We start from the raw sequence: 15,823 nt of genomic DNA, 5'->3' as shown, positions 1-15,823 counted from the left end.
TCTTGGCATGACAGAAGGCTTCGATGTAGGCCTAGAAATGTCTGGTAACCCATCTGCGTTCAATAGCATGCTAACTAACATGAACCACGGCGGTAAGATCTCTCTACTAGGTATTCCACCATCAGACATGGCAGTAGACTGGAACCAAGTAATCTTTAAAGGTTTGGTTATCAAAGGTATCTACGGTCGTGAGATGTTCGAAACTTGGTACAAGATGGCTTCACTAATCCAGTCTGGCCTAGATCTAACACCAATCATTACCCACCACTACAAAGTGGACGACTTCCAGAAAGGCTTCGACATGATGCGCTCTGGTATGTCAGGTAAAGTAATTCTTGATTGGGAATAAGCAAAAGGAGTAAACACTCCCGAGCTTCCTGATTAATTGAAAATGCCTCAAAGCGATTTGGGGCATTTTTGTATCCAAATTCTACCTAGGATTAACTTATCTCTCTGTCACTTAATGGCCATTTTACTGCCCGGTAATCTCTAAAATACTCAATAAGCAGTTACATCTTATTGTTTTACTATTGAAGAGAGGGCTCATGACTTGTAAACCAATCGCACTGATAATAACTGGAATATTATTAACGCCGAATTTTGCGATTGCTAATCAAGAAAGCAATCAAGCAGCAGAGCAGGCAGCAAAGGAACTTGCAAACCCAAATACAGCTTACGCTAGTCTCAATCTAAAGCTCCAGTATTCAGGTGGTTACGGTGGTGGAGGAGACAGTTTCGCTACAGTATTACAACCAACTCTCCCTTTCCCTATGGATAACGGCGACAAAGTCATTTTCCGCCCGGCTATCTCTTATGTACAGAACGATTTCCATGTGGATACACCAGCAAGCTCGCAGCATATGGATCAGTCTGGCGTTACAGACATCTCATTTGATTTAGCTTATGCGCCTAAAATGGAGGGCGGTACAATTGTCGCTTTCGGTCTCTTTGCTTCTTTGCCGACGGGCAGCAGTGACTTAACGGCGGATCAATTTGCTGTCGGGCCAGAGTTTATGGTCGGGAAGGCGAGTAGTGAACGAGTTGTCGGTATGTTCCCCAACCACTTGTATGGCGTTTCTGGAGACGGAGCCAACCATTCTGATACTCGAATCAACAAGACATCGACACAAGTGTTTTGGGTAGAGATATTAGGTGGTGGTTGGACGGTTGGCTCTGCGCCGACATTCACCTATGACTGGAATAAGGATCAGGCGGAAATTCCGTTAAACATCAGTGTTAGTAAAACAACGGTTCTGAATGGACGCCCTTGGAAATTTGGCATTGAAGCGAACTATTACCTTGAGAAAGACGAAAAAGTGCATCCAGATTTTATGTTGAGCTTTAATATCAGCCCTGTGGTGGAAAATTAATTGGCGTCTTTATTTGACTAGTTGTATTTCCCTTATGATATTAAATAGGCTAAAGCTTGATATTAATTGGGATGGCTTTAGCCAATTAGCTGAATATGTCACTCCAACATATATTGAATGAAGCGTAGATAAAATAACCAAAGATGAGTGTTAAAAATAACCAAACACCAATGTCTTTTTTAAATTTATCAAGGATATTTCTCATTCTGTATATTCCTCGTAACTTAAACTCACTAAAAATTTGGTTTTCTACCAACCGGATTTGGTCTACATTTTCGGTTTTTAATAAACAGCGCTAATGGCGAGTTCGTGACAATCTCTTGCCTTGCTTCTTCTATCTCTTTGAGTTGTTTACAGTGAGCAAATTGAAACGGGTTACAGTAGCTTTTCTTGGTGTAGCCAAATACATTGGTGTGGTAGCAGATAAACCATTCGTCACTGCTAAAGCTAGATACAACGATGCCCATGTCGTAAAACTCTAACAGCCCATTCGCGTCAATGTTTATGCTTTGCGCTCTGATTCGATAATCTAGGTACTGACCTTTAACTAGCTTTGTCGATTTTACTTTCCAATTCTTCATCTCTACTCCTAGAGGAAAATGTTCTTTGTGGGAGTGTTCGGTTCTTTGAGATAAGTCATTTGGGATAACTTTATTCTATAACCATTCATATATTTATTGTTATACGGTTTCGGAGTATGGCGACTTTCAATCTTGCAGGACTTGGCTTGTCGCCATACTTTCCTTTTCGTGGGGGTTCTATCTCTAAGTTTCGTTTTCTCTATGAGGGTAGATGCTAAACACATACGGCTTGCTACGCAATATGACAGATGTATGTATAAATTTAACCGATGTTAAATTTCTTTGAATGTTAACAATGCCAAGACAGTAGAAATATAGTAATTAATCGAGTGTGGTTTATGAAGGAAGTAGAAATAGTTGTTTGGTAGGTTCTAATCATTAAATATAAGTATGAACTTAAAGTTTTAATTGCTGTTTCATTACCTCTTTATAACGCGTATAAAAAATCCGACATTGGCAAACCAATATCGGATTTAAAATTCAGCAGATTGTTGGCGCTAGTCGTATTAACCAGCAGCAACTTGCATGATGAGGCCACAGATGTAAGCGCCGTATGTACCGAGAGCGTAACCCAATACCGCCATTAGGATACCTACTGGTGCCAATGCTGGGTGGAATGCAGCCGCGACGATAGGTGCCGATGCAGCGCCGCCTACGTTAGCTTGGCTACCTACAGCCATGAAGAACAATGGTGCACGAATTAGCTTCGCCATTACAATCATCAGAAGGGCATGAATAGTTAACCATGTAATACCAATGAAGAAGTAACCTGGGTTGTCTAAGATAGCTGTCACATCCATTTGCATACCGATAGTTGCAACTAGGATGTAGATGAATGCTGAACCGACTTTTGACGCGCCGCTGTGCTCAAGGCTGCGTGTAGATTTGAAGCATGAAGCGATCAGCGCGAACGTTGTTACCATTACGATCAGCCAGAAGAAGCCGGATGTTAGGCTGTATTTCGCAAGTTCCGGCGCATTGGTTGAGATCCACGGTGCAATCATGTCACTGAATAAGTGAGCCAACCCGGTTAAACCAAAGGCAATTGCCGTGATCTTCATGAGATCGGTTGTGGTTGTTGGGCGAGCGTTCTCTTCTTGGTATTTAGATACCGTCTCTTTTAGCTCTTCGATAGATGATGTGTCTGCTTTTAACCATGCATCAATCTTCTTCTGGCGACCTGCCATGATAAGTAACACGGCCATCCAAATGTTCGCACAGATAACATCAACCGTAATCATTGCAGAGAAGAGTTGATCATCAACCTCGAACACTTCTTTCATTGCTGCTTGGTTCGCACCGCCGCCGATCCAAGAACCAGCCACAGTTGTAAGGCCACGCCATACATCGCCAGATACGAGGTCAGGGTTAACTTGGTCGATAATCAGAATCGCCAAAGGGCCACCAATGATGATGCCGACAGTACCCGTTAGGAACATGATGACGGCTTTTGAGCCAAGGCCGAAGATTTTGCGTAAGTCAGCTGAGATGATCAGTAGAACGAGTGCGCTTGGTAATAGGTAACGACTTGCAACAAAGTACAGCTTTGAGTTTGATGCGTCGATGATGCCTAGGCTGTTCAATAGAGAAGGAACAAAGTAACAGAGCAATAGACCCGGAACGAACGAGTAGAATTTTTTCAGTGCGCTATTTTGGCTACTTTCCGTGATAAAAACACCGCCAAGAATAACAGCTAACATGCCCATTATTACAGCATCATTAGTAATCATTATTATATCTCCTTTAAGGTGAGCGCAAAGGTCTCACTTTTTGAATTGCAGGACTATACCGACAACCGCCATTCGTTACAAATTGTAACGATAGACATACTTTGAAATGTTTATGTTAATTTTGATGGTTTGAATTTGTGAATGTCGTGCGTTATTTATTTGATTGATGAATGGGTTTGTTGGGGCTTTTGCGGCGCATTTCGATATATGCAATGTAATTCAAGCCTTAGAGAGTGGTCGCTATGAATTGGGTGGGTGCTTGAAAGGCAGGAATGAGTGCATATATAGCCATGTTTATGGTGTGGTTTATGTAGGGTTGGAATGTTTCAATAATGTAAAAATTGAATCCACTTTTGCAATGTGGTCAGAAATTAAAAATTTTAGCTAGATCACACAAATCTCTCGGATTACGAGTTTCAGCACCTGATACTTATGCTCATTTGAGGTTTGTAGGGGGTAAATGAAAGAAAAAGCGGCTTAAATAGCCGCTTTGATGGTTGAATTGCATGGTTATCTAGAGCTGAAGTCTAGATGCTGCTTAAGACTCTTCTTCCTCAAAGCCATCTGCATAGCCTTTTGGTGGAGGTGTCCAACCACGTTCAGAGCGAGAGTGCTTGTCTGAACGGTCTTTTTTCATATCTTCTTTCATTGCTTCTTCAAGGTGAATGAAGATTTGTCGGTAGTTATTGTCGTAGCGTGGATTCTCTTCCGCTTCAGACCAAGCTTGGTAGAGTTTTTCAGACTTACGGCTCTCAACACGTTGATACGTCGATTTTTGCTGCTCGACGAAGAATGGGTGATGACCCAAAGAACGCAAGGCTTCAGCGCCCATTTCAAGAGCAGAATGGTAGGTCTCTGATTCCACGAAGTCTGCACCTGCTTCTCGTAAGCGATAACTATGACCACGGTCGAATGCGCGGGCTAAGATTTTCACTTTAGGGTAGGTGTGTTTAACGTACTTCACTAACTCAACGCTTGAGTCTTGATTATCGATTGCCACTACTAGCATCGCGGCTTCTTCGATTCCGGCGGTATGCAATAAGTCGTGACGAGTCGCATCACCAAAGTAAGATTTGATATTGATAGAGCGCAATAAGTCTACTTGGTTCGCTTGGTGATCCAGAACTACCGTATTGACATCGTTCGACACCAACAAGCGGTTAACGATTTGACCGAATCGACCAATGCCCGCAATGATAACGGTACCTTTCTCTTCGATGGTATCTTCTTCGCGGTCGTTAGATTTTTGTTCGTAACGAGGAAGAATCACTTTATCAAATAGAATGAACAGCCCTGGTGTTAGGAACATTGAAAGTGCCACAACCAGCGACAATGTTTGGACGATGTCAGCAGGTAATACGTGGTTTTGAGCTGAGAAGCTCAGTAGTACAAAACCAAACTCACCGGCTTGCGCCAAGCTCAGTGTAAACAGCCAACGGTCACTGTTTTTGATTTTGAAGATCAATGCCAACGTAAATAGCACCAAGGCTTTAAGAAGCATAACGCCAAGGGTGAGGCCAATGATCAAACCAAAGTCGTTGAATAGAACATCAAAGTTGATGCCAGCACCAACGGTAATGAAGAACAAGCCAAGTAGCAGCCCTTTAAACGGGTCGATATTAGACTCAAGTTCGTGGCGGAATTCACTGTTCGCCAATACCACACCCGCAAGGAAGGTACCCAAAGCCGGTGATAGGCCGACTAGGCTCATCAGTGCAGCAATGCCAATCACCAACATCAGTGCGGTTGCAGTAAAGATTTCACGCAGGCCTGAGCTTGCCACGAAGCGGAACAGTGGACGACTCAAGAAGTGTCCGCCGACCACAACAATCGCAATAGATGCTGTGATCACAAGGCCATATGCCCAACCGGGTAGGCCAGCAACAAGGCTTAACTCTTCATGGTGATCAGAAGCCGAAGCGACCGCGCTTTGTGCAGCTTCGATTAATTCTGGCAAGGCTAATAGAGGGATAAATGCCAACATAGGGATGACGGCAATATCTTGGAACAGTAGGACTGAGAAAGCGTTCTTGCCGCCTTCTGTTTTGGATAGCCCTTTTTCGTTAAAGGTTTGGAGAACAATCGCGGTAGATGACAGTGCGAAGATCAAACCGATAGTCAGCGCAATGGTCCAAGGCTGCCCAAAGAACAGGGCGATACCCATTACAATCGCGGTCGTGCCACCAACTTGTAGTCCACCCAGCCCCATAAGTCGGTTTCTCATTGCCCAAAGCATCTTAGGTTCAAGTTCAAGACCGACCAAGAACAGCATCATAACCACACCAAACTCGGCAAAGTGTTGAATGGTTGTGGTCTCTTCACCCACTAGACCAATGATTGGGCCAATCACAACACCAGCAATGAGGTAACCCAACACAGAACCAAGGCCAAGTCTTTTGGCAATAGGCACGGCAATAACTGCTGCGACTAAGTAGATAAACGCTTGTAGAAAATATCCCGTCATTATTTAACCTCTGCCATTAGTTCTTCTACGTAGTGGTTGAGTTTTTCTGCTTTGCTGGCTTTCTTGATATTGATCTTGCCAGCAACTAACGCCTCTAACAGCACTTTATAGCTATCGACATGCTCTTGAATGCGGTTTTCTTCCAACGCGGTACGCGAGCCAAATAACGCAAAGGGTGCAAGATAGTTCATTCCACACAAAGAAGCGGTTTGTTCGATTGGGTGAAGCAGTTCTCGAATCGTGAAATGGTTATAGCCATCACTTTGGTAGGCATCTTTTTTACCACCTGCAGTGATGCTGCATAACAAGTTTTTGCCCTGTAGTTCATTGCCATCGGCGCCGTAGGCGAAGCCGTATTCAAGAACAAGGTCTTGCCATTCTTTAAGAATTGCCGGTGTTGAGTACCAATACAAAGGGAACTGAAAAATGATGATGTCATGGTCTAACAGGCGTTTTTGTTCACGGTCGATGTTGATTTTAAATGTCGGATACTCGGCATAGAGATCGACACAGGTAACTCCGTCAACGCGTTTGGCTTGTTCAAATAAGGGTTTGTTTGCTTCAGAACGATGTTGAGAAGGGTGGGCGAATAGCACCAAGACTCGATTTTTCGACATATAGCCCTCTTTGTCCATTAACGAATAATATTTATTGGAATTATAGTTATACAATAATAGAAGAATGGTTGAACAACAACGAATTAGCCCATACTTCTCTATTTAGATACGTGTGCTTTTCTGCGTTTAATTCTATAAGACACCAGTCATTTTGTGTCTTAGAGGCGCAACTAGCCGATGACTGAGTAAAACTAATTATTCACGAATAGTAAAAGCGAATATGGGCATTTTATGTCACCGTTGGTGGGTAATGTAAATAATCCAATAACCCTACATAGAACGATAATGAATAAAGGAAAAAACTATGAGCATGGAGTTGCGTCAACAATGTGATCTGTTGCTTTCCGGTCATCTAGAACCGACACCAGCACAAACATTCGCTCAGATGGCTGAATGGTGTGAAACACACAATGTGAGCCATGATAGCTACGGTGATGGCGAATTTATCGAGAGCTTTGAAAACAAGGTCGCAGAGCTGCTTGGTTATGAAGCTGCCGTGTTTGTTATTACAGGTACCATGAACCAACCCACAGCATTAGAAATTGCGTGCCAAGAGAAAAGAAACCCACTAGTAGCGATGCATGAGTCGAGTCATATCATGCGCCATGAACGCCAAGGGTATCAGCTCCAAAATCGTTTCAACGTGCTTCCAGTCGGCAACGTATTTCGCACTTGGAATGTTGATGACTTAAAGGCGTGGCCTGATGAGATCGCAGCCGCCCTGTATGAGTTGCCGATGCGCGAAATTGGTGGTCAATTGCCAGAGTGGGAAGAGCTTGAAGCTATAAAGCAATACTGCAAAGAACAATCGATTCATCTTCATATGGATGGTGCGCGTTTGTGGGAATGTGGCGCGTATTACCAAATGCCATACAGCGAAATTGCTAAGGGTTTTGATAGTGCCTATGTTTCGCTTTATAAGGGGCTGAACGGCCTCGGTGGTTCACTGTTACTGGGCGATAAAGCCTTTGTCGCGAAAGCATCGGCGTGGATGAAGCGCCAAGGTGGTAATGTTTATCACCGAACGCCTTATGTGGTTTCAGCAGCGATGCAGTTTGATGAACGACTAGAACAGATGCCTGCTTTATACGAACGCACCAAACAGGTTTATCAAATCCTCCAAGATTACCCTCAGTTTACGGTTAACCCGCAGCAACCGCAGGTCAACATGCTTCACCTCTATTTACCTGTGAGTTACGAAGACGGCATTATCGTGAGAGATAACATAGCGAAGAAACACAAGGTTTGGATAGGAAACCCAGCGATCAGCGAACTGCCAAACCAATGTAAAATTGAATGGTATGTAGGTGATAACTTGCTGAATCTGCCTGATCATGAGCTGATCAACATCCTTGATTTTATTAACGAAGAGCTGATTTGATTAACTAAGGGTTAATTTGATTGCGGAAGAGTTGAGTTGATTACAGAAGAACGGACTGCAGAAGAACGGAGCTAATGGAAATGGATACAGGAAATCGGTCCGGTATCCATTTATGCAGCTAGGATAACAGGCTCTGTTACATATACTGGTTGATGTACACATCGACTAAGAACATGAACACTGGAACCGTGCTGAGAAGTCCGAAGAAGACGATTGGCACCCAGTTTTTGATTTTCTTTTTAGGTTGCTCAGTGTTATTCATAAATTCGGCCTTAAATTAGTTGTCGTGTCTGTTTAGCTTTTTGGTACTAAAAATCTAAGTGTATGGTATCAAATAAATGGGTTTAGCCCTATGTAGATTTAGAGAACCGTGGTGTATATCAATCACATAAAATGTAAGTGATTCATAAACGGTTCATAAAGGTTCAACAATAATGAACCTATTAGAACAAGCATTGCCTTACTCGGCATATCAAATAAACAGCATTCAAAGATTTGGAGAATACAGAATGAAAACAATAGGAAACATCATTTGGTTTCTGTTCGGTGGCGTATTTATGGGACTAGCGTGGTGGTTTTTCGGACTGCTCGCATTCCTAACCATCGTTGGTATTCCATGGGGTAGAGCGTGTTTCGTTATGGGTAACTTCTCATTCTTCCCATTTGGTCAGGAAGCGATTTCGCGTGACGAGCTAACCAATGAAATGGACATCGGCACGAGCCCGCTAGGTGTGATTGGTAACGTTATTTGGTTCTTATTTGCGGGGATCTGGCTTGCGATTGGTCACATCATGTCAGCTGTGGCGTGTTTCATTACCATCATTGGTATCCCGTTCGCGATTCAACACCTTAAATTAGCGGTTATCTCGCTGGCGCCAATCGGTAAGACGGTTGTCGATAAACGTGAAGCAGAAGCGGCGCGAGTAAGAAATTACAAAGGTTAAGATTACACTTTCAGCCTGATTGAACTGAAAAAGCACATCACATGATGTGCTTTTTTATGCCTCTGTTCTTATCTCTCGATGCTCATGTCCTAAACACTAACTATGCGTTGTTGAGCTAGACATTGTTGAACAGGACTTCAAGCCGCAGGGTGATGTTGGCTTCTTCGGTATGTTTCTCATGGGGTTCTCGTTCCCATTGATAACGAGGGGTGAGTTCGTAGAACAGCCACTCTTTCCATACGTTTTGTCGGTAGGTAACCGAAACCTGAGCGTATTCGTAATGATTATGAGGCTCATCCGTTGCATTAATCGTGGCGCTATATTGAAGTGCTTGGTCTTGAGCAAGATAGTGATACAAGGTTAGCCCTGTACCGTAGTTCCAACCTTTAAGGTCGTCGTTGTACCCTGCAAAGCTTGACCATCGAGCCAAGAAATCATCACTCAAAGAAAGATCAAAATCGATGTCAGTGATTTCGCCAGTCTCTTGTTTTTCTTTATATACACGTTGGGTAAGCCTGAATACCGCATCGGTTGTGAGAGGGTAGGTAAAACGGTAGCGAGCTTCAATGCGCGGTCGCAATGTTGCCTTAATATTGAAGCTACTGTAACCCTTGGCATAGGCGTCGTAACGCAGGCCTAATGCACTTTCCAACTCATCGGAATCATTTGGAAAAAAATCCAAGAACTCTTCATCGCTAACAGATTCGTAGATCAATTTTAGGCGTTTGCTGACAAAAGGAAGATGCAGACGCGCATTGAGCTTGGTCGAGTAGTCTAGCTCCCCACCTTCAGAATAAATAAAATCGTTATACCAACGCACAGATGTGCCAGCTCTGGCATCTTCGGTTATTCGGTCATCAACAAAGAAGCTATCGAACCAGAGTGCAGGTTGGCAAAATTTACTGTTCAGGAAATGGTAAGCCTTTTCGACAGGGGCGTCTTCTAACGGCTGACTGTGACACTCATTTTGTTCCTCTGCCTGAACGGAGTATGAAATGAGTGACGCCAATAATGAGGTGCTAGCTATCCTACGACTCAATGGAACCTGTTTGTTATTCTATATATCAATAGTTTGACTATAACCAAGCGATTGCAACAATGCGACTTTTTAGTGATTAGTGATTAGTGATTAGTGATTAGCGAGGAAGATAAAGGTTTGAAAGGGATTGGATAGATAAAAGAAAACGGACTCAACAATAATGAACGTATTAGAGCAAGCATTGCCATACTCGGAATATCAAATAAACAGCATTCAAAGATTTGGAGAATACAGAATGAAAACAATAAGAAGCATCGTTTGGTTTCTGTTCGGTGGCGCATTTATGGGACTAGCTTGGTGGTTCTTCGGACTGCTCGCATTCCCAACCATCGTTGGTATTGCTTGAGGTAGAGCATACCACTGAGCATGCTCTTTTTCTTTCCGCATTAGTATTTGCACTCCCACTCCACGAAAAGAGACACCCTCGCAATATAGTGAAACTCTCCAACCTAGCGCCCTTATGCGCAATTGTTAACTGCATGCGGTTGTTTAGTTACCTTTCATCTTTTTGGCTAGCCTTAGTGGTGCAGCATCCTTGAAACTCGATAAATGAAAACTCGGAGGGTGTTATGTCTACAAAATCGAATGCACTCATGCTGTTATTGTGTATTGCGTCGGTTGGCTGTAGCAATGGATTCTCTTCTGCAACAAAACCCCATAAAGAGGGTTTTATGCTACAAAATCAGAAGATTACTTATGGCGTCCCGCTTATTCATACCATTGAAGCAAGTACCGTTAGACTAGATGAAGATTGGGTGTTAACGGCAAAACATAATAAGCATTTGCTCGACAATTTAGATCTGGATGTGATTTATCATCCTGAATGCGATGTGGCATTAATTAAACGTCCCAGGCAAACAGTCATCCAAACTGGGGGTAGTATTTCGTGGCGAGTTTGTCGCTCATATTGGTTATCCAATGACGCGTGAGCCAACGGTTAACGGTGGTTATTACATTGGTGAAATTAATGTCGCAACTTGGCAAGGGTGCACAATGTCTGCATCTACTGGTTTAGTTCGTATCGGCATGTCGGGAGGCGGCGTGTATAACCAACATGGGGAGTTAGTGGGCATTAATCATGGTTACATTCCAGAGACCGTTAAATGGGATTATTATGAACACCACCAACCTGCCGTGTTTGTTTCTTTGCTGTCGGTGAATGATTGGTTGACTGAAGTAACAGGTAATTCGTATTTTGGTGAAGAGTTGTTGTCCACATTGAGTAAATAGAATAGTTAAGCCGGGAAGAGCGTTGCTTTCCCAGCTTAATATAGAGAATATCGTTTACGCCTTTAGCGCGAATTAGTCCGGAATTACCTCCATATATTGGCCGTCTACTAATGCCGAGTAGTTATCTTTGATTAATGAGCCATTAAAAGTACCGCCATTCTCTTCATCGACCCCGTATTGCCCGTGGCAACCACGCTGTAGGCTCAAGCCACTGGTATTGGAGTCATCCCATTCAAAGGTGTCGGTCACGGTTAGATTACCGAGAACCTGGAACATCGAGTTGGATTCACATTCGAAAACGCCACTTGAAACATCACCATCTGACACAAAAGAGCTAGCTTGGGAGATGTAAGTTTCGTTTGTGATGGTGGCATCGCCCCAAACCGAAATTCGTGAGTTACCCCATGCTTCCAGTTCATTACTCACTGTGAGTTCATCGGCTTCTAGAGTCGATCCAGCCTCAACAACAACATTCTCTGCGACGAGATTTGAAACATAAACAAACGAACTACCTATAGCCTCTAGGTTAGTAAAGGATACGTCACCACTATCAACCACAAGGCTAGAGTTTGCATCGGCGATAGCTTGAGGAGCGTTACCTGTAATACTACTACGAATATCAACGCTGGCGTTGCGGTTAAGGTGTAGCGCGAGATTATTCACCGAACCTGAATTGACTCTTAGATAAGAGGTTCGAATTGTTACGTTAGTTTGATATTCATCACCATCAATCACCGCCGTAGGTAAAGTTACATCGTCGAAGCGTACTGATGAACTGTTTCTGGCGAAGAGCATCCCGTCAAGGGTGATGTCTTGGAGCCTCACACTGGATTGACCATCAATGAAAACTGCTTCTGGTTCGTCTTCATTGGTACCAGCAAGAATGCTGGCACTACTCACACCGACAATTTTTACGTCATTACGAACAATGAATACCGCATTACATGAGCCTGTGACGTTATAAGTCGTTCTGGTGGTGGTATTGCGAGAGTCTTCAAGTGCATCTTTCAGAGAATCAGCGTCGTCATTACAGTTTATATCGACGGTCGAATAGGCATCTGACGAAACGCCAGAGCCTTCCAAACTGTTGACTCTCGCCTCGATAGATTCCACCTCATCCGTTAAATCATCAACCTCAGTGCCTAAGGATGAGATATCTTGGTCAAGCGCAGTGAAGTTTGCATTCACCTCGCTCGCTTTAGCAGGAGTATTGGCGGTAAAAGTATTTGGCACCTCAGCGAATGCACTCGACGTAAACGCGCTGCTAACTGCTGTTGCCAACACAAGTTTCATGGTGGTGTTCATGTTAAATTCCTTATATATCCGTATTCGGTGAACAGGCGTTTACTGCCAGTTACTATCATCCCAATTGGTGCTGTCCCAAGTTAACACTATGCTGGTTGCACACGCGTCGCCAACGCCATCGTTGTCCGAGTCGGATTGGTCAGCATTCGCAGTGTTTATGCAGTTATCATTAAGGTTATCGATGCCATCATTGTCTAAGTCACCCGAGCGTGTATCATCGTTAGGATAGTCATCATCTAAGTTGTCGTAACCATCATCGTCGTCATCACCAGCGCGGGTGTTGTCATTTGGATACATGTCGACGTCATTGTCATAGCTATCATTGTCGGTATCGTTAGGGTACTGGTCATCTATGTTATCGATGTTGTCACCATCTAGATCGCCAGATCGTGTTGGATCCATTGGAAATTCATCATCGAGGTTGTCATAGCCATCGTTGTCGTCATCGCCAGAACGTGTGTCATCATCCGGGAACTTATCGGCGTCATTGCTATAGCCATCGTTGTCAGTGTCGTTGGGGTATGGGTCGTCGATTTCATCAATGTCGTCAGAATCTAGATCCCCGGCTTTGGTGGCGTCATTAGGGAATAGGTCGACGTCATTGTTGTAACTGTCGTTATCGCTGTCATTAGGGTAGGGATCTTCTAAGTTGTCACCTAGATCGTCTTCGTCGGCGTCAACCCATTCATTAGGGTTACCTAAGAACTCATCGACGCTATCTTTGACTCCGTCTCCGTCTTCATCGGCAATGACGATGTCGGCAGTATTTTCTAAGTCATCCTTGATCTGGTCTGGGGTTTGCTCGTCATCAATGGTGTCGAGAATGGCTTTGATTTCTTCGTTGACTCCAGCAACCACAATGCTGAACTTGCCCGCTTCAGAGGAGCCTTCTTCTGTAATTTTTTGCAGCTCTTCTGGATCTGCTGGCAGCGCACCTAATTCAACGATCTTTTCAGCGGCATAGGCGGCTTTTGGTGCGCCATCACCTTCTAAGAAATCTCCGAGAACATCATCGGCGTCGATACCCAATTGAGTCGCGACTTGTTGGGTTGCATCTTCTTTGGAAAGGCTAGAGTCTTGCTCTAATGCGTTATGTACGAGTGTAGAAAGTGGAGTGACAGCGGTTTCTCCTGCAGGCGCGGACATTACATAGCTTTCTGTCACTTGGCCTTGGTCTTCATCAACGGTTTGTCCCGCAATCGCCTGTACCACAACTGGGTATTGGGAGGGGTTATCGATGCCGCTGACATCTAACTCAGCAACACCACCTTCTCCCGATGTGGCGGTGGGCTCTCCGCTATCTAAAACGTAGTTCTTATTGAGATCCAGCCAGACAGTGGCATCACGAAGATAACCGTCAATGGCTGTCACACTATAAGAACTGGTATCACTAGATGAGTCTGTATCGGAGTCGTCAAAACACCCGACCAGACTCACACTAGCGCTTAGCCCTAGCACAATAGTGAGTGGGTTCTTTTTCATTAGTTCATCCTAAACTGACGTTGTATAGAGTTGTTGCATATGAAAGCTAGGAAACGAATTTCACTTGTGCAAGGTGCGCAAAGTGGTCATTTTTTTTATAAGAATATTAAGGCTTGGTATGTATTTATTTGGCTGATGTTTTGCTGGGTATATAACACCAAGATAAATAAGGGCAATTGGTCAGAGTGTTTTTAGCAACAAGAAAGATGTTGATTGTGCGGGGGATAGTACGGTCTTCGAAAATAACGAGTACTATTGTTTGGATATGTGATCTATTTCACTTTTTAAATGTGATGTCACTCGATAAAAAAGCGGGTTCACCAGTGGTAAGCCCGCCCTAAAACTAGAATATAAAGTTGCTCTCTTAAAACGCTTCTATACGGAAGATCCTCAAGAGGATGCTACTACTGAGAGTTACATTGCTGCTTCGAAGATTGCTGAGATCTCTTCGTGAGTTGCTTGTTTAGGGTTGGTGAAGCCACAAGCATCTTTAAGTGCGTTGTCAGAAAGAGTTGGGATGTCTTCTAGTTTCGCACCAAGTTGAGCGATACCCGTTGGGATGTTCACGTCGTTTGCAAGTTGAACAATCGCGTTGATCGCAGCTTCTGCGCCTTGTTCTGCTGTCATGTCTTCAACATTCACACCCATTGCTTTTGCCACATCACGTAGACGCTCTGGGCAAACTTGCGCGTTGTAGCGTTGAACGTGTGGAAGCAAGATAGCGTTACATACACCGTGTGGAAGGTCGTAGAAACCACCCAGTTGGTGCGCCATTGCGTGAACATAACCAAGAGAAGCGTTGTTGAATGCCATACCTGCCATGAACTGTGCGTAAGCCATCTGCTCGCGAGCTTCAATGTCTTCGCCGTGCGTTACTGCTGTTCTTAGGTGCGCTTGCACAAGTTCGATCGCTTTAATTGCTACAGCGTCGGTAATTGGCGTTGCTGCGATTGAAACGTAAGCTTCGATTGCGTGCGTTAACGCATCCATACCAGTTGCAGCAGTTAATGACGCAGGTTTAGCAAGCATCAACTCAGGATCGTTTACTGAGATAAGCGGTGTTGTGTGCTTATCAACGATAGCCATCTTAATGTGACGAGCTTCGTCAGTAATGATGCAGAAACGTGTCATCTCAGATGCCGTACCAGCTGTGGTGTTGATAGCGATCAATGGCATCATTGGCTTTTCAGATTGGTCTACGCCTTCATAATCTGCAATCTTGCCGCCGTTAGAAGCAACCAGAGCGATACCTTTTGCACAGTCGTGTGGAGAACCGCCACCTAGAGAAACAACAAAATCACAATCGTTGTCAGTCAGCAATTCTAGACCATCGTTTACGTTAGTGATGGTTGGGTTTGGTTGAGTGCCGTCGAATACAACTGCGTCTACGCCACGCTGGCTAAGAAGGTCTTGTACCTGCTTAACTACGCCAATTTGGTTAAGGATCTTATCAGTAACGATCAGACCTTTTTTAAAGCCTTGAGACTGAATGCTATCAGCAGCATCCTTCAGACAGCCAGAACCCATGAAGTTGATTGTAGGGATGTAAAATGCAGTAGACATTGGAAAACTCCGTTAATTATGATTTTTAATTTCCTACATGTTGTCGGCATTCAAGTGGTCGACCATTGATCTGGAACAACTTTGATTCCGAACTACCACTTTGTGGCTAGTCGTTGT

Annotated in this window: 15 protein-coding genes and 1 pseudogene; 7 read left to right on the top strand and 9 right to left on the bottom strand. The window is 43.9% G+C overall.

What is annotated here, in order from left to right; genetic code table 11:
- Nucleotides 1-349 (top strand): zinc-binding dehydrogenase (locus IQQ51_RS27475; RefSeq protein WP_228010443.1); only part of this gene is annotated, 349 nt, incomplete at its 5' end.
- 196 nt (nt 350-545) lie between these two features.
- On the top strand, nt 546-1,370 hold the full coding sequence (locus IQQ51_RS21225; RefSeq protein WP_193842059.1) for a hypothetical protein: 825 nt from the start codon (nt 546-548) through the stop codon (nt 1,368-1,370).
- Between the two features lie 233 nt (nt 1,371-1,603).
- Here IQQ51_RS21225 and IQQ51_RS21220 read toward each other — a convergent pair whose 3' ends face one another.
- The 4 genes from IQQ51_RS21220 to IQQ51_RS21205 all read right to left on the bottom strand — a co-directional run bounded on the left by IQQ51_RS21220 (nt 1,604) and on the right by IQQ51_RS21205 (nt 6,762).
- Entirely contained in the window at nt 1,604-1,951 is a 348-nt protein-coding gene (locus IQQ51_RS21220; RefSeq protein WP_048608772.1) for a hypothetical protein, read from the bottom strand.
- Nucleotides 1,952-2,457: 506 nt separating this feature from the next.
- Nucleotides 2,458-3,681, bottom strand: coding sequence for a DUF819 domain-containing protein (locus tag IQQ51_RS21215; protein ID WP_046223963.1), 1,224 nt, complete (start codon nt 3,679-3,681; stop codon nt 2,458-2,460).
- Between the two features lie 538 nt (nt 3,682-4,219).
- Entirely contained in the window at nt 4,220-6,145 is a 1,926-nt protein-coding gene (locus IQQ51_RS21210) for a monovalent cation:proton antiporter-2 (CPA2) family protein (RefSeq protein ID WP_048608770.1), read from the bottom strand.
- The gene (locus tag IQQ51_RS21205; protein ID WP_046223961.1) at nt 6,145-6,762 is read right to left on the bottom strand and encodes an NAD(P)H-dependent oxidoreductase; all 618 of its coding nucleotides are present in this window, start codon (nt 6,760-6,762) and stop codon (nt 6,145-6,147) included. The genes IQQ51_RS21210 and IQQ51_RS21205 overlap by 1 nt, the downstream gene beginning before the upstream one ends.
- Nucleotides 6,763-7,066: 304 nt before the next feature.
- On the opposite strand from IQQ51_RS21205, the gene IQQ51_RS21200 reads away from it, so the two are divergent.
- Entirely contained in the window at nt 7,067-8,143 is a 1,077-nt protein-coding gene (locus tag IQQ51_RS21200) for a threonine aldolase family protein (RefSeq protein WP_193842058.1), read from the top strand.
- A gap of 136 nt (nt 8,144-8,279) precedes the next feature.
- Here the strand turns inward: IQQ51_RS21200 and IQQ51_RS27815 are convergent, their stop codons facing one another.
- Nucleotides 8,280-8,405: a hypothetical protein gene (locus IQQ51_RS27815; RefSeq protein ID WP_017075772.1), complete on the bottom strand. Its 126-nt coding sequence runs from the start codon at nt 8,403-8,405 to the stop codon at nt 8,280-8,282.
- Between the two features lie 247 nt (nt 8,406-8,652).
- Here IQQ51_RS27815 and IQQ51_RS21195 point away from each other — a divergent pair, with 247 nt between their 5' ends.
- Nucleotides 8,653-9,087: a YccF domain-containing protein gene (locus IQQ51_RS21195; RefSeq protein ID WP_004730224.1), complete on the top strand. Its 435-nt coding sequence runs from the start codon at nt 8,653-8,655 to the stop codon at nt 9,085-9,087.
- Between the two features lie 115 nt (nt 9,088-9,202).
- Here IQQ51_RS21195 and IQQ51_RS21190 read toward each other — a convergent pair whose 3' ends face one another.
- On the bottom strand, nt 9,203-10,126 hold the full coding sequence (locus tag IQQ51_RS21190; RefSeq protein WP_193842057.1) for a hypothetical protein: 924 nt from the start codon (nt 10,124-10,126) through the stop codon (nt 9,203-9,205).
- Nucleotides 10,127-10,286: 160 nt separating this feature from the next.
- Here IQQ51_RS21190 and IQQ51_RS27470 point away from each other — a divergent pair.
- The 3 genes and pseudogenes from IQQ51_RS27470 to IQQ51_RS21180 all read left to right on the top strand — a co-directional run.
- Nucleotides 10,287-10,466, top strand: a pseudogene (locus IQQ51_RS27470) (hypothetical protein); the annotation flags it as partial.
- 229 nt (nt 10,467-10,695) lie between these two features.
- Nucleotides 10,696-11,055 (top strand): hypothetical protein, encoded by a 360-nt coding sequence (locus IQQ51_RS21185; protein ID WP_193842056.1) that lies wholly within the window; start codon nt 10,696-10,698, stop codon nt 11,053-11,055.
- On the top strand, nt 11,045-11,356 hold the full coding sequence (locus tag IQQ51_RS21180; RefSeq protein ID WP_048612962.1) for a hypothetical protein: 312 nt from the start codon (nt 11,045-11,047) through the stop codon (nt 11,354-11,356). The genes IQQ51_RS21185 and IQQ51_RS21180 overlap by 11 nt, the downstream gene beginning before the upstream one ends.
- A gap of 72 nt (nt 11,357-11,428) precedes the next feature.
- On the opposite strand, the gene IQQ51_RS21175 is transcribed toward IQQ51_RS21180, so the two are convergent.
- The 3 genes from IQQ51_RS21175 to yiaY all read right to left on the bottom strand — a co-directional run bounded on the left by IQQ51_RS21175 (nt 11,429) and on the right by yiaY (nt 15,706).
- Complete coding sequence (locus IQQ51_RS21175) at nt 11,429-12,661, bottom strand: hypothetical protein (RefSeq protein WP_050653599.1); 1,233 nt, start codon at nt 12,659-12,661, stop codon at nt 11,429-11,431.
- 39 nt (nt 12,662-12,700) lie between these two features.
- Nucleotides 12,701-14,143 (bottom strand): hypothetical protein, encoded by a 1,443-nt coding sequence (locus IQQ51_RS21170; protein ID WP_193842055.1) that lies wholly within the window; start codon nt 14,141-14,143, stop codon nt 12,701-12,703.
- 414 nt (nt 14,144-14,557) lie between these two features.
- Nucleotides 14,558-15,706, bottom strand: coding sequence for an L-threonine dehydrogenase (gene yiaY / locus IQQ51_RS21165; RefSeq protein WP_193842054.1), 1,149 nt, complete (start codon nt 15,704-15,706; stop codon nt 14,558-14,560).
- Between the last annotated feature and the right edge of the window lie 117 nt (nt 15,707-15,823).

It is taken from the genome of Vibrio sp. OPT18 (genome assembly GCF_015163615.1).
GTDB classification, from domain to species: domain Bacteria; phylum Pseudomonadota; class Gammaproteobacteria; order Enterobacterales; family Vibrionaceae; genus Vibrio; species Vibrio coralliirubri.
This window is presented reverse-complemented; position numbering and strand designations above follow the sequence as displayed.

Coding starts and splice junctions, on each gene's coding strand:
- IQQ51_RS21225 (WP_193842059.1), top strand. CDS start 546: ATGACTTGTAAACCAATCGCACTGATAATAACTGGAATATTATTAACG.
- IQQ51_RS21220 (WP_048608772.1), bottom strand. CDS start 1,951: ATGAAGAATTGGAAAGTAAAATCGACAAAGCTAGTTAAAGGTCAGTAC.
- IQQ51_RS21215 (WP_046223963.1), bottom strand. CDS start 3,681: ATGATTACTAATGATGCTGTAATAATGGGCATGTTAGCTGTTATTCTT.
- IQQ51_RS21210 (WP_048608770.1), bottom strand. CDS start 6,145: ATGACGGGATATTTTCTACAAGCGTTTATCTACTTAGTCGCAGCAGTT.
- IQQ51_RS21205 (WP_046223961.1), bottom strand. CDS start 6,762: ATGTCGAAAAATCGAGTCTTGGTGCTATTCGCCCACCCTTCTCAACAT.
- IQQ51_RS21200 (WP_193842058.1), top strand. CDS start 7,067: ATGAGCATGGAGTTGCGTCAACAATGTGATCTGTTGCTTTCCGGTCAT.
- IQQ51_RS27815 (WP_017075772.1), bottom strand. CDS start 8,405: ATGAATAACACTGAGCAACCTAAAAAGAAAATCAAAAACTGGGTGCCA.
- IQQ51_RS21195 (WP_004730224.1), top strand. CDS start 8,653: ATGAAAACAATAGGAAACATCATTTGGTTTCTGTTCGGTGGCGTATTT.
- IQQ51_RS21185 (WP_193842056.1), top strand. CDS start 10,696: ATGTCTACAAAATCGAATGCACTCATGCTGTTATTGTGTATTGCGTCG.
- IQQ51_RS21180 (WP_048612962.1), top strand. CDS start 11,045: ATGACGCGTGAGCCAACGGTTAACGGTGGTTATTACATTGGTGAAATT.
- IQQ51_RS21175 (WP_050653599.1), bottom strand. CDS start 12,661: ATGAACACCACCATGAAACTTGTGTTGGCAACAGCAGTTAGCAGCGCG.
- IQQ51_RS21170 (WP_193842055.1), bottom strand. CDS start 14,143: ATGAAAAAGAACCCACTCACTATTGTGCTAGGGCTAAGCGCTAGTGTG.
- yiaY (WP_193842054.1), bottom strand. CDS start 15,706: ATGTCTACTGCATTTTACATCCCTACAATCAACTTCATGGGTTCTGGC.